At 63.4% G+C, this 13,280-nt stretch carries 13 protein-coding genes and 1 pseudogene; 8 read left to right on the top strand and 6 right to left on the bottom strand.

The window, feature by feature from the left end; all coding sequences use genetic code 11:
- The first annotated feature begins 7 nt into the window (after nt 1-7).
- The 4 genes from ACZ445_RS19845 to hpaI are packed head-to-tail and all read left to right on the top strand — an operon-like array spanning nt 8 to nt 3,382.
- The gene (locus ACZ445_RS19845) at nt 8-400 is read left to right on the top strand and encodes a 5-carboxymethyl-2-hydroxymuconate Delta-isomerase (protein ID WP_179029706.1); all 393 of its coding nucleotides are present in this window, start codon (nt 8-10) and stop codon (nt 398-400) included.
- 45 nt (nt 401-445) lie between these two features.
- Entirely contained in the window at nt 446-1,750 is a 1,305-nt protein-coding gene (locus ACZ445_RS19850; protein ID WP_179040889.1) for an MFS transporter, read from the top strand.
- An 11-nt stretch (nt 1,751-1,761) separates the two neighbouring features.
- Nucleotides 1,762-2,565, top strand: a complete 804-nt coding sequence (gene hpaH / locus ACZ445_RS19855) for a 2-oxo-hept-4-ene-1,7-dioate hydratase (RefSeq protein ID WP_058426099.1) — start codon at nt 1,762-1,764, stop codon at nt 2,563-2,565.
- A 16-nt stretch (nt 2,566-2,581) separates the two neighbouring features.
- The gene (gene hpaI / locus ACZ445_RS19860; protein WP_058426100.1) at nt 2,582-3,382 is read left to right on the top strand and encodes a 4-hydroxy-2-oxoheptanedioate aldolase; all 801 of its coding nucleotides are present in this window, start codon (nt 2,582-2,584) and stop codon (nt 3,380-3,382) included.
- Nucleotides 3,383-3,507: 125 nt separating this feature from the next.
- On the opposite strand, the gene hpaR is transcribed toward hpaI, so the two are convergent.
- On the bottom strand, nt 3,508-3,930 hold the full coding sequence (gene hpaR / locus ACZ445_RS19865) for a homoprotocatechuate degradation operon regulator HpaR (protein WP_058426101.1): 423 nt from the start codon (nt 3,928-3,930) through the stop codon (nt 3,508-3,510).
- A gap of 206 nt (nt 3,931-4,136) precedes the next feature.
- Here hpaR and ACZ445_RS19870 point away from each other — a divergent pair, with 206 nt between their 5' ends.
- The 3 genes from ACZ445_RS19870 to ACZ445_RS19880 are packed head-to-tail and all read left to right on the top strand — an operon-like array spanning nt 4,137 to nt 6,665.
- Nucleotides 4,137-5,435, top strand: coding sequence for an NAD(P)/FAD-dependent oxidoreductase (locus tag ACZ445_RS19870; protein WP_464707482.1), 1,299 nt, complete (start codon nt 4,137-4,139; stop codon nt 5,433-5,435).
- A 30-nt stretch (nt 5,436-5,465) separates the two neighbouring features.
- Nucleotides 5,466-5,831, top strand: coding sequence for a cupin domain-containing protein (locus ACZ445_RS19875; protein WP_058426103.1), 366 nt, complete (start codon nt 5,466-5,468; stop codon nt 5,829-5,831).
- 12 nt (nt 5,832-5,843) lie between these two features.
- Nucleotides 5,844-6,665: a molybdenum cofactor biosynthesis F family protein gene (locus ACZ445_RS19880; protein ID WP_464707483.1), complete on the top strand. Its 822-nt coding sequence runs from the start codon at nt 5,844-5,846 to the stop codon at nt 6,663-6,665.
- A gap of 135 nt (nt 6,666-6,800) precedes the next feature.
- Here the strand turns inward: ACZ445_RS19880 and feaR are convergent, their stop codons facing one another.
- From feaR to ACZ445_RS19895, 3 genes are all read right to left on the bottom strand, one after another.
- Complete coding sequence (feaR, locus tag ACZ445_RS19885; protein WP_464707484.1) at nt 6,801-7,742, bottom strand: transcriptional regulator FeaR; 942 nt, start codon at nt 7,740-7,742, stop codon at nt 6,801-6,803.
- 113 nt (nt 7,743-7,855) lie between these two features.
- Nucleotides 7,856-8,422: a DUF3156 family protein gene (locus ACZ445_RS19890; protein WP_058426106.1), complete on the bottom strand. Its 567-nt coding sequence runs from the start codon at nt 8,420-8,422 to the stop codon at nt 7,856-7,858.
- The gene (locus tag ACZ445_RS19895) at nt 8,385-9,884 is read right to left on the bottom strand and encodes an APC family permease (RefSeq protein ID WP_058426107.1); all 1,500 of its coding nucleotides are present in this window, start codon (nt 9,882-9,884) and stop codon (nt 8,385-8,387) included. Before ACZ445_RS19895 ends, ACZ445_RS19890 begins: the two co-directional genes overlap by 38 nt.
- Nucleotides 9,885-10,102: 218 nt before the next feature.
- Between ACZ445_RS19895 and ACZ445_RS19900 the strand changes: the two genes are divergently transcribed.
- Nucleotides 10,103-11,425, top strand: a complete 1,323-nt coding sequence (locus ACZ445_RS19900) for an alginate export family protein (RefSeq protein ID WP_464707485.1) — start codon at nt 10,103-10,105, stop codon at nt 11,423-11,425.
- Between the two features lie 32 nt (nt 11,426-11,457).
- Here the strand turns inward: ACZ445_RS19900 and ACZ445_RS19905 are convergent.
- Together ACZ445_RS19905 and ACZ445_RS19910 are read right to left on the bottom strand one after the other, a co-directional pair.
- Nucleotides 11,458-11,937: pseudogene (locus tag ACZ445_RS19905) on the bottom strand (flavin reductase family protein); the annotation flags it as partial.
- A 57-nt stretch (nt 11,938-11,994) separates the two neighbouring features.
- A complete protein-coding gene (locus ACZ445_RS19910) occupies nt 11,995-13,164 on the bottom strand; it encodes a p-hydroxyphenylacetate 3-hydroxylase oxygenase component (protein WP_464707486.1) in 1,170 nt (389 codons plus the stop codon).
- Nucleotides 13,165-13,280 lie beyond the last annotated feature (116 nt).

The following is a 13,280-nucleotide window of genomic DNA, read 5'->3' on the forward strand; positions in this document are numbered from 1 at the left end:
GATACCCATGCCGCACTTTATCGCCGAGTACACCGACAACCTCGAACCACAGGCCGACCTGCCCGGCCTGTTTGAAAAGATCCACCGCGTGCTGGGCGACAGTGGCGTGTTCCCCCTCGGTGGTATTCGCAGCCGTGGCGTACGCCTGGACACCTGGCGCATGGCCGATGGCAAGCACGACTACGCCTTTGTGCACATGACCCTCAAGGTCGGCCATGGCCGCGACCTGGCCACGCGCCAGGCGGTGGCCGAAGCGGTGTTCGCGGTGATCACCGCGCACTTTGCCCAGTTGCAGGCGCAACGTTTGCTGGCGCTGTCATTCGAGATGGTCGAGCTGCACCCGCAACTCAATTTCAAGCAGAACAATGTGCATGCGTTCCTGAACAACCCGGCGGAGTAAACCCGCTGCTCTCCTCACGGCCTCTCAGACAAAAAGTACAACATCATGAGCACAGCCCACTCCACTGCCAGCCGCGTGCTGGCCGAGCACGACCGTACCCATCGTTCAGTGACGTGGCGCCTGATGCCGCTGTTGCTGGTGTGTTACCTGTTCGCCCACCTGGACCGCATCAACATCGGCTTCGCCAAGATGCAGATGAGCAGCGACCTGCAGTTCAGCGACACGGTCTACGGCTTCGGTGCCGGGCTGTTTTTCATCGCCTATGCGCTGTTCGGCGTGCCGAGCAACATGGCCCTGGACCGCGTCGGCCCCAGGCGCTGGATCGCCAGCCTGATGGTGGTGTGGGGCCTGTTGTCCACCGGCATGCTGTGGGTGGAGAGCGCCCGTGGTTTCTACGTGCTGCGCTTTTTGCTGGGGGTGGCCGAGGCCGGGTTTTTCCCGGGGATCCTGGTGTTTCTCAACCGCTGGTACCCGGCACGCCGTCGCGGCCAGGTCACCGCGTTATTTGCCATCGCCGTGCCCATGGCCGGGGTGTTGGGTGGGCCGTTGTCCGGGGCGATCCTGGAACACTTTCATGATGTCGGCGGGATGCGTGGCTGGCAGTGGATGTTCCTGATCGAAGGCCTGCCCGTGGTGCTGCTGGGGCTGGTGGTGCTCAAGTGGTTGCCGGACGGCTTCGACGCGGTGCACTGGCTGACCGCCGAGCAAAAACAGCAGTTGCGCGACCAACTGCGCAGCGAGGAACAGCGCAAGACCATCACCTCGTTCGGCGGCATCCTGCGTGACCCGCAGGTATGGCTGCTGGTGGCGGTGTATTTCGCGGTGATGCTGGCGGTGAACACCCTGGCGTTCTGGATGCCCACCCTGATCCACGGCGCCGGCATCGGCCGCGACAGCCAGGTCGGCCTGCTCAGTGCCGTGCCGTATCTGGCCGGGTGTTTCTTCATGATCGGCTGCGGGCGTTCCTCCGACCGCCATCGCGAACGCCGCTGGCACCTGTGCGTGCCGCTGCTGATGGCGGCGGTCGGGATTGCCGTGGCGGGCCTGGCGCCGGGCAATCCGCTGCTGGTGATGGGCGGGCTGGTGCTGGCCGGCATGGGCGCCAGTGCCGCCCTGCCGATGTTCTGGCAACTGCCGCCGGCGTATCTATCCACCACCACCCAGGCCGCCGGCATCGCCATGATCAGCTCGTTCGGCAGCGTCGCCGCGTTCCTCGCGCCGTACCTGATCGGCTGGATGCGCGACGCCACCCAGAGCGCCAGCCTGGCGCTGTACGTACTCGCCTTGTTCATCGCCCTCGGCGGCCTGCTGGTGCTGCGCACCCACGCCGCCATCGTCAACCCACATTAAGGACCGTTGCCATGCTCACCCCCCAGCAAATCCTCCAGGCCGCTGCGCACCTGGACCGCGCCGAACGCAGCCGCGAACAGGTGCGCCAGTTTTCCCTCGATTACCCCGGCATCACCCTCGACGACGCCTACGCCATCCAGCGCGCCTGGGTCGCGCAAAAGATCAAGGATGGGCGCACTTTGAAGGGCCACAAGATCGGCCTCACCTCACGGGCCATGCAGGTCTCGTCGAACATCACCGAGCCCGACTACGGCGCCCTGCTCGATGACATGTTTTTCGACGAAGGCAGCGACATTCCCTTCGAACGCTTCATCGTGCCGCGGGTGGAAGTGGAGCTGGCGTTTATCCTCGGCAAGCCGCTCAAGGGCCCCAACTGCACGGTGTTCGATGTGCTCGACGCCACCGAGTGGGTGATCCCGGCGCTGGAAATCATCGACGCGCGCATCCAGCAGGTCGACCCGCAGACCAACGCGACGCGCAAGGTGTTCGACACCATCTCCGACAACGCCGCCAATGCCGGCGTGGTGCTGGGCGGCCGTGCCGTGCGGCCGACCGAGATCGACCTGCGCAAGGTGCCAGCGGTGCTGTACCGCAATGGCGTGATCGAAGAGTCCGGCGTGTCGGCCGCCGTGCTCAACCACCCGGCCAAGGGCGTGGCCTGGCTGGCGAACAAACTGGCGCCGTATGACGTGACCCTGCTGCCGGGGCAAGTGATCCTCGGCGGCTCCTTCACCCGCCCAGTCGCGGCCCGTCCTGGCGACACGTTCCATGTCGACTACGACCTGCTCGGCTCGATTGCCTGCCGCTTCGTCTAAACCCTGGAGGATTGCCATGGATCTGCCCATCAACCGCTTCAAACAACGCCTGCACAGCGGCGAGGTGCAGATCGGCCTGTGGCTCGGCCTGGCCGACGCCTATTGCGCAGAGCTGGCCGCCAATGCCGGTTTCGACTGGCTGCTGATCGACGGCGAACACGCGCCCAATCACCTGCAAGGCATGCTCGGCCAGTTGCAGGCCATCGCGCCCTACCCCAGCCAGGCGCTGATCCGCCCGGTAATCGGCGACAGCGCATTGATCAAGCAACTGCTGGATATCGGCGCCCAGACGCTGCTGGTGCCCATGGTGGAAAGCGCCGCCCAGGCTCGTGACCTGGTGCGTGCCATGCGGTACCCGCCCCAGGGCATTCGCGGTGTCGGCAGTGCCCTGGCGCGGGCGTCGCGCTGGAACAGCATTGCCGGTTACCTCGACCAGGCGGATGCACAGATGTGTTTGCTGGTGCAGATTGAAAACCGCGAAGGCCTGGCGAACCTGGACGAGATCGTCGCCGTCGAGGGTGTGGACGGTGTGTTTATCGGCCCGGCGGATTTGAGTGCGTCGCTGGGGCATCGGGGGAATCCGGGACACCCGGATGTGCAGGCGGCGATTGAGGATGCGATCAAGCGCATCGTGCAGTCGGGCAAGGCGGCGGGGATTCTCAGTGCCGATGAAGGCCTGGCGCGGCGCTATATCGAGCTGGGCGCGACCTTTGTGGCGGTGGGTGTGGATACCACTGTGTTGATGCGCGGGTTGCAGGCGCTGGCCGGGAAATTCAAAGACACGCCCACGGCCGGCCACGGTGGTGGCGTCTACTGAGGTCTCATGTGGGAGGGGGCTTGCCCCCGATAGCAGTGGTTCAGCCAAACATCTGGTGACTGATACACCGCCATCGGGGGCAAGCCCCCTCCCACATTTTGCTCGGTGGTGACTCAGCTATTACCTCAGCGCTTGATGTTCTTCAAATCATCCAACAAGCCCAGCAGCGCCTCGAACTTCTCTTCGCCAAACTGATCCTGCAACCGCTGGTAGTTGGCCTCCATGCACTGGCTCATCGACTCGAAGCTAGCCTTGCCCTTGTCAGCCAACGTCACCAGTACCCGGCGCTGGTCCTGCTCGGCCTTGCGCCGGTGCACCATGCCGGCGGTTTCCATGCGCACCAGCACGCCGGTCATGCTCGGCTTGAGGATGCAGGCCAGTTCTGCCAACTGGTAAATCTCCAGTTCACCGTACTGTTCGAGGATGCGGATGATCCGCCATTGCTGTTCGGTCAGGCCGTGTTCATTCAGGGACGGGCGGAAAAAACTCATGGCGGCTTCGCGGGCTTGCAGCAAGGCCAGCGTCAGGGATTGTCGAGGTTTGGACATAGGGATCAGGGTCACGGAGTATTTAGTTAATAATTTAACGAAACTCTAACATTCCCTGCCGGCGAGCGCGCTATAACTTGTTGAGCGCACCGCCCATGGCGCGCTGAATCAAATGCATGGGCACGCAGGGTCAAGACTTCCATCCCGCCAGGGCCCCTAATGGAGGCATCCGCTTTAGAGCCTTCCTTCACTTTTCAGGCCGCGCCATGATCAACATCGAAACCCCCACGTATTACACCGCCACCAAGAAATACAACCTGAGCTTCCCTACCCTGGAACAGGACATCGACACCGATGTGGTAGTGATCGGCGGCGGTTTTTCCGGCATCAACACGGCCCTGGAACTGGCGGAAAAAGGCATCACCAATATCGTGGTGCTTGAAGCGCGCTACCTGGGGTTCGGCGGCACCGGTCGCAACGGCGGGCAGATCATGGCGGGCATCGGCCATGACCTGGAGAAGATCAAGAAGGACGTGGGCGAAGACGGCCTGCGCCAGGTGTTCGAGATCAGCGACCTGGGCGCGGACATCATCAAGAACCGCATCGCCAAGTACAACATCGACGCGGACTTCTGCCACGGCTACGGCTACATGGGCTTCAACGCCCGCCAGGAAAAAACCCTGCGCGCCTGGGAAAAGGACTTCAAGTCGATCAACAGCCAGCACGAAATCCGCTTTCTCGGCGGCGCGGATGTGCAGCAGATCATCGGTTCCAAGGCCTACAGCAGCGCCCTGCTGCACATGGGCGGCGGGCATGTGCATTCGCTCAACCTGCTGCTGGGCGAAGCTACCGCGCTGGCCGGCCATGGGGTGCGGATTTTCGAGAACAGCCCGGCGCTGGAAGTCAGCTACGGCGAACGCATCACCGTGCGCACCGGCCGTGGCTCGGTGCGCGCCAGCAAGCTGCTGTGGGCCTGCGACAGTTTCCTCAACAAGCTGGAGCCGGAGCTGCATCGCTCGACCATCAACACCTACGCGTTCCAGATGATGACCGAGCCGTTGTCCGAAGAACTGATCCAGCGCATCAGCCCGATTCGCGGGGCCTACAGCGATATTCGCCCGGTGATCGACTACTACCGCGTCACCAACGAAAACCGCCTGCTGTTCGGCGCCGCAACGCCGTTGGTGGAGCATATTCCCGGCGACCTCAAGGCCTGGAACCGTCACCTCATGCTGAAGATCTTCCCCTACCTCAAGGACGTGAAAATCGACCTGGCCTGGGGCGGCCCGATGGCGTGCAGCCCCAACCTGTTCCCGCAGATCGGCACCTTGCCGGGGCGCAGCAACGCGTTTTTCGTGCAAGGCTATTCCGGCTTTGGCGTGACCCCGAGCCACATCATCTGCAAGGTCCTGGCTGAAGGCATGAGCGAAGGCTCGGCGCGCTACGACCTGGTCAGCTCGATTCATCGCCCGACGATTATCGGCAAGGACGCGATCCGCCCCTTGCTGCTGACGGCGGGCAAATCCTGGCACCAGCTTTCCGGCTATTGGAACGGGCGCCGCTAACCGCATTTTTTACTCAACTGGAGAACTGCCATGCCCCTCACCCCCCTCAAGCACAACGTCCAACTCTCGGAACTCGACCCTTGGGGCACCGTGGCCGACCTCGGCTCCGAGATCCTCGAAGGCGACGTGCGCGCCTTCGGCAAGATGACGTTCGGCGCGCCCACCGACCCGGTCAGCAGCGCTTATTTCGGTACCACCCAGGGCAAGTTCCGCATGGTCTACCCGTTCGCCGAGCAGGCCACGGTGGTCACCGGCGAAGTGCTGCTCACCGACGAATCCACCGGCCAGTCCACGCGCTACAAGGCCGGTGACAGCTGGTTCGTGACCAAGGGCACGCCCGTGCTGTGGGAAGTGCTCAGCGAAAGCTTCGTCAAACATTACTTCGCCGTCGTGTAGGGAGGCGCCGCCATGACGAGTTCTCCCGACTGGATCACCGTAGGCGCGCTGGCCGACGGTTTTGCCCCGGACGCCTTCATCCTGCCCAACCTGGCCGAGCTGGCGGGCCAGGCGTTCACCCTGCACTTCGCCAATGGCTGGCAGATCGAACACCGTTTCGAACAGGATCGCCTGGCCTGGCACGCCGCCGATGGCCACTCCAGTGGCAGCGCGCCGTACCGTGCTACCTCGATTCGCCCGGGCCTGTACCTGGTGGATTTCATCAAGCAAGAGGCCGGGCATAGCTGGTCGATCAGCCTGGTGCTGGACACACCGAACGCCTCGTTCACTGCCGTGATCGGGCGCCTGCCGGACCAGGCCGAGACCCACGAAGGCCTCTACCACCGCGCCCTGGCCGGCAAGCCGCTGACCTCGGTGGAGGTCGACTTCCTCCAAGGCAGCCTCGACCGCCCGTGGCAGGCCGGCCACTGCCCGCATGCGCCCACCGCCGAACTGGTGGGCCTGCGCAACCAATACCGCTACAGCCCCAGCGAGGTCTACGAGCACATCTACCTCAACGAGCGCTTCTACGCCTGGCAATGCTTGAAAGGGGTCGAGCAAGGCCTGTGCGACACCGACCGCTGTCACTACTACAAGATCGCCGAACAGCTGTACCTGTTCGTGTGGCAGGAGAAGATCGTGCCGACCCTTGGCCTGGTGCTGATCGACCTGCAACAGCACCGCAGCGACGGCAAGATTTTCGGCTACGCCGGTGCATCCTTCGATGCGCTGTCGAACTTCCCCATCAGCTCGTATTGCCAGGTGCTCAACCGCACGGAGTATCCCGATGACTGAGCCGCACACGGTCTAGATGTGGGAGGGGGCTTGCCCCCGATAGCAGTGTGTCAGTCACCACAGGCTTGGCTGAACTACCGCTATCGGGGGCAAGCCCCCTCCCACATTTGGCCTCCTTGGTTTTAGAGACTCCGGTTATGCCCCCACCGCCTGCATCCGGCTCGAACGGAAATCCTTCGGCGACACCTCGAACTGCTTCTTGAACGACCGGCTGAAGTGCGCCGAGTCGGTAAAGCCCCACTTATAGGCAATCGAGGTGATCGACTCGCTGCGCAGGCACGGGTTGGTCAGGTCATCCGCGCTGCGCTTGAGCCGCGCACGCTGGATGTAGCGGCACACGCTGTCGTCCTGTTCTTCGAACAGACGGTACAGGTGGCGCACCGAGATATTCAGCCGGTTGGCCAGACCGATCGGGCTGAGCCCCGGCTGGCTCAGGGATTCATCGATGACCTTCTGCACATAGCTGCGCAGGTTGCTGCCCTGCAGCGCTGCCGGGCCCTCGCGGCATTCGTCGCCCTGCTCAAGGGCCGACCCCAGCAGCGACACGAAGGCCGTTTGCAGCGCTTCTGCTTCACCCGCGCCGTCTGCCGTGTCGTCCTTGCACAATTGATCCATCAGCACATGCAGCATGCGTCCGCAGGCTTTGGTCGAGGAGATCTTGGCGAAAGCCCGTGCGTCGCCGCCCAGGTGCTTGCACACCTGCGGGCGCGAGAGTGACAACGAGGCGTGTTCGATCAAGCCGAAGGGGGTGATTTCGATGGAGCCCACCGAGTCCATCAACAACATCTCGCCAGGCGCCAGGTGCAGGGTCTGGCCGTTCTGCGCGATCTGCGAATAGCCGCTGCGCTGGCTGACCAGGAAACAGTCCTGGTCGTTGTCATGGTCGGCGTGGTGCGCCGGGCGTTTGATCAGCCCGGCATTGGTGCGCAGGATGGCCACGCCGCGTGGCAAGTCTCGGATCTCGCCGATGAACAGCGAGCGGTTGAACGCCAGTTCCGTCTCGAAATAACCGCACGCGGCGCGTAGCTCGCGGTTCCAAGTGTCCAGCCCGTCGTGTGCATGCTGTGGGATGCTCATGGGGTGTCTCCGCAATGGCTTCTTTTTGTTGTTCTGATGCAATAGTTAACATGTTATCTATATGCACGCAACAACAACCTGTTTGCCCTTTGCAGAAGCACTAATGATGCCAATCAGAGGTTCGACAACACCCGATTCAACCCGACCAGCGCCGCCAGCAAATGGCTGCGTTGCATAGGGCTCAGGGCGATATAACGCCGAAACGCCGGCAGGCGATTGACCACTTCACTGCCGCCCATATGCTCCAGGCGCACGCACCATTGCTGGTCGTGCAGCTCGATGCGCAGACGCTTGAAATCCAGCGGCATCAGCGCCTGGAACAACGCCTCGTCGGCCAACAAGCGTGCCTGCAACTCACGCCCCAACGCCTGGTTGCCGGCACGGCGCTGCACACGAATTCCATGGCGCCGGATCGCGCCGCCGTGGTGCACCGCGAAACTCGCCGCGCCGCCCGTCGCAGCCGGTACGCGCAGGACAAACTCGGTCAGCACCAGATGCATCAACAACTGCGACTCGGTGCGCTCGACAATCTCGAACGCCACGCCGTCCACTTCAAGCGTTGCCAGCCCAAGGTTGCGCCGCAGGTGCGCCAGGGTCACCCCCGGTCGATACCCCGACGGCACACGATCGGCACGCCACAGCTCAAACAGTCTTTGCCGCAAAGTCGCCATAACGGTCATCAGCCTGCTCCGGTTGGTTACTGAACTCCTTTGCCAATACTTCCTCCACGGAGGCCGGCTTGAAGGGGTTGACCTTCTGCACCACCAGGGTCCAGAACAGCGCATACGCCGCCGTACCGGCCAACATCACACCAAACGGCACGTAGATGTCCGCCGGGGTCATGCCCGGTGGCGTGATGAACCCCATGCCCAGCAGGATGCCGATGCTCGACACGATCTGCGGCAGTGGGAACCACGGCGAACGATAGGCCCGTGGCAGGTCAGGCCGACGGATACGCAGGCTCACCACCGAGATCGTCACCAGCAGGTAGGCAAAGCTCCACGCACACACCGCCGCCAGCACCAGGTGCATGATGTTGTCGGTGTTGCCGCCCAGGTACAGCGCGTGCAGGCAGGGAATCAACATCGCCACCAGGATGCACAGCAGCGGCGTCTTGAAGCGTGGGTGCAGGTAGGTGAAAACCTTGGGCAACGCGCCGTCCACCGCCATGCCATAGAGAATCCGTGGCACGCCGGCCATCAAGGTATTGATGGTGGCCGCGCCGGCAAACAGAAAACCGATGCCTAGCCACAGCGGGCCGATCTGCCCCATCACCTGCTCGGCGAACCTGGGGATGGCCATGGGCGTGTCCAGCAGGTGCACGCCCGAGGCGGCATCGAGCACCACGTTTTCCACCTGGCGTTTCATCGCCGCGCCATAGATGAACATGCAGGTGGCCACGCCCATCAGCCCCAGCATCATTGCGCGTGGCATCACCTTGGCCGATTGGCGCAGGTCCGGCGCCAGGGGCGTGACGAACTCGCAACCGACAAACATGAACATCGCCATGCCCACCAGCGACAGCACGGTGATGAGGTCGGTGCCCACCAGCGACTCACCGAACCAGCCGTCCAACTGCACGGCGGGCGCGGCGATCAGGCCGAGTACACCGAACACCATCAGGGTGGTCCACATGCCGAAGGTGAGGATGATTTCCGCTCGGCCAAAAGCACTGACCCCAAACGCGTTCAACACCCCGAAGACGATCACGAAACCCACGCCGAGCAACCACGAACCACCGGCCGATTCCGCCAGAGTGTTCAAGTGTTCGAAGTTCACCAGGGCCATGACCCCGGACAGGATGGTTTCGGCGGTGCCGGCAAACACATGCACGATCAGGTACGCCGACAAGGTGCCGGTGATCGCGAAAAAGCGCCCCATGCCGCAATTGATGTAGTCGTACACCGAGCCGGTGGTGGGCAGGATCGAGGCCGCTTCGGCAAAGGTGGTGGCCTGGGCCAGCATCATCACCACGGCGATCAGCATCGCCAGGGCGAACGCACTGCCGCCGATACCAAAGCCCATGGTGGCGGTGAGGATCACCGGGCTGGCCATGATCAGGCCAATGGTGCTGGCCAAGGCGGTGGGGAAACCTACCGTGCCCCGGTTGAGGTGCGCGGTGAGTCGGTCGTTGATCGACATGGTGGGGGTCCTCGAAGACGGTTTTTTTAATGTGTCAGTACTCTGCGCCCCACTCGAATTGATCGTCTTGCCCCTGTCTGCCGCCGGTTTTGTTGCTCCCTGCCACAGCGGGCGGTATGGCGGCCAGGGTCAATTCCCTGGCACGCAGAGAAAAGACTCAGGCCCCCGCCACTCGCCCTAATGCGCCCTCACTCTTAACCAAGCTGGGGACAATAACAATGGAGCACACACTGAAAAATCGCGGCCTGCGCCAGGCGGTGGGCCTCGGGATTGCGCTGCTGATGGGCCAAGCCCAGGCGGTCGAGCTTTACGCCGATGCCGACACCCACGTCACCGGCAACTTCCTTGCCGTGTACGGGATGTTCAACAGCAAGAAGAACTACGACGGGCGCAACGGCGGTTCCACCTGGCGCGAGGCCTTCATCAAGTACGGCCTGAGCGTCGACCAGAGCCTGGGCCGCTTTGGCGGCGTGTATGGCACGGCCAACCTGGTGAGTTCCGGCACCTGGGGCGATGGCGATGCCTCCGGGGTGACCACGGGCAAGGAGCGCACCACCAAGTTCGACGAAGCCTTTGCCGGCTGGCGCTCGGGCGAGCTGTTCCCGGCGTTGGGCAAGGACGGCGTGGACCTGTCGTTCGGTCGGCAGATCATCATGCTGGGCGACGGTTTCCTGATCAACGACGATGGCCCCAACCTCGGCAAGGGCGTGGGTGACGGCGAGTTCAATCGTGGTGGCGCCTACTACATCGCCGCGCGCCATGCCTTCGACAAGACCGCGGTGATCCGCCTCGGCGGCAAGGACGGCGTACATGGCAGCCTGATGTGGATCAAGTCCGACAACCCCGCCCAGGCCATGACCGAAATGGCCGCCGGCACCCTGGAGTACAGCGCCGCGCCGGGCACCCTGGGGCTCACCTATATTCATGGGATCGATGTGGACGAGCGCTTCGCCAGCGACGTGCAGCGCCAGCGCAAAGGCATGAACCTCTACAGCCTGCGCGGCGCCGGCAATGCCGGTATCGATAACGCGCACTTCGCCTTTGAACTGGCCCGCCAGAACCGCCGCGACAGCCAGGAAAACGCCGGCTACGCCGAAGCCGGCTACACCTTCGCCGACCTGCCCTGGTCGCCGGACCTGACCTACCGCTACGCACGCTATTCAAAGAACTGGGACGCGATGTTCGCCGGTTTCAACCGTGGCTACGGCACCTGGGTGCAGGGCGAAGTGGCGGGCAACTACTCCGGCCCGTATAACACCAACACCTCCGTGCAACACGTGGCGCTCAAGGTCAAGCCGCGGGAGAACCTCACCCTGGGTGCGCTGTTCTTCGACTACACCACCGTCAGCACCCGTGGCCAGGTGAACCTGGACGGTCGCGAGCTGGACCTGTACGCCGAGTGGGCGGTGAACGAGCACCTGATCATCACCCCGCTGCTGGGCCTCTACAAACCCAACAAGGATGCCCAAACCGGCGGCAACCAGGTCGGTGGCAACGGCACCAATGTCTACAGTCAGTTGGTGGTCGCCGTACCATTCTGAACCGTCTCGGGCGCGCAGGGACACAGCGCCTGGACCTCGGCATAAGCGCCCTGGTGATACAACAGCGGCGCACGCCCGAAATCGTCGAAGGCCACCACCTTGCCGATCATGATCCAGTGGTCGCCACCGTCCACCTGCTGGTATTTCTCGCAATGGAAGCGTGCCGAACAATCGGCGAACACCGGTGAACCGCCCTCCCCCGGCTCGTACTCGACCAGGGCGAAGCGGTCTTCACGCGGGCGCGCGAAGTTGTTGGACAAGTGCACCTGGTCGGCGGCCAGTACGTTCACCGCAAAGTGGCTGGCTTCTTCGAACACCTCATGACTGTTGGAGCGCTTGTCGATGCTCCACAGCACCAGTGGCGGATCGAGGGATACCGAGTTGAAACTGTTGGCGGTCACGCCCACCTTGCGCCCGGACGCGGTGGCGGCGGTGACCACGGTCACGCCGGTGGCGAAGTTGCCCAGGGCGCGGCGAAAGGCCCGTGGGTCGAAAAGGCTGGTGTCAGGCATGCAAGACTCCCGGGCGCCCTCGAACGGACGCCCTGATTGTTGTAGTGGAAGAACGGGTCACACCATGCTCGGGTCCGGCTCCAGGCCCATCAGCTCACGGCCGAGGATCTGCGCGCAGACGTCGTAGTCGGTGTAGGCATGGGCGCCGGTCATGTGCGAATCGCGGAACAGGCGCTGCATTTCGTTGTGTTCGAACCAGGCATTGCCACCGGCGGCGGCGAACAGGCGGTCCACCGCCTCGATGCACATCTTGGTGGCGTAGGCCTGGTTGGTGCGCCAAAAGGCCAGGGTTTCGCGGCTCGGGTAACGCTGGGCGGCGCTGTGTTCGGCGTGGTCCTGCCAGGTTTTTTCGAGGAATGCGCGGGCAGCGGCCACTTGGTGGGTGGACTCGGCCAGGCGCATCAGCGCGGGGGGCGCCGCGCCCACGGCGGCACCGGTGTAGGCGCGCACGCGGGTTCTGGTTTTTTCGCGGAATACCTCCAGCATGCGCTCGGCCACGCCAAGGCTGACAGTGGAAAAACCACTGGCGAAATACGGCCGGTACGGCGCGTAAAAAATCTGGCTGTCGGGGTAGAGGCCAAAACCTGCGGACTTGCCCTCCATCATGTCCCTGGCCTTCTGGATCCGGTGCTCGGGCACCCAGGCATTGTCGATGACCAGGGTCTTGGTGCCGCTGCCTTTCATGCCGGCGGCGAACCAGTCATCGCGGATCTGGTAGTCGCTGCGCGGCAGCACGGCAAAGCAATAGTCCTGGGTGCCTTCGGCGTTCTGTCGACGGCAGCCGACAATCGCCCACTCGGCGTGATCACAGCCGCTGCTCCAGCCCATTTCACCGCTGAAGTGCACCCCGCCGTCGCCCTCCACCACGCGCCCGAACGGCGCAATACTGCTGCTGGCGGTGGCATGCGGGTTTTCGCCCCAGATTTCCTGCTGCAACCGGGCCGAAAACAGCGCCAGTTGGTGGCTGTGGGTGCACAGCAGGCTCATGGCCCAGGCGGTGCTGGCACAGCTGCCGGCGAGCAAGGCGATGCAGTCGGCGAACTCGGGCAGCGACAGTTCCAGGCCACCAAAGGCCTTGGGTTGAAAGGCACGGTGCAGGCCGATGCTTTTGAGCAAGGCGATGTTCTCATCCGGCACCTGGCGTTGCTGTTCGGCACGCGTGGCATTTGCCGCAATCTGGGGCAGGAGGGGCTTGAGGTCTTCGAGGAGCGGGTTTGGCTTTTTCATGGACGGCCCTGCTTATTATTGGAAGTCCGGCAGCCGCTCCGAGTCGAGGGGCAGCGCTGGATGCAGGGTCAGTATCGAACGGGTCGGGCGCGTGGAAAATGCACGTTCCACAGGCA

Source organism: Pseudomonas allii, assembly GCF_055380095.1.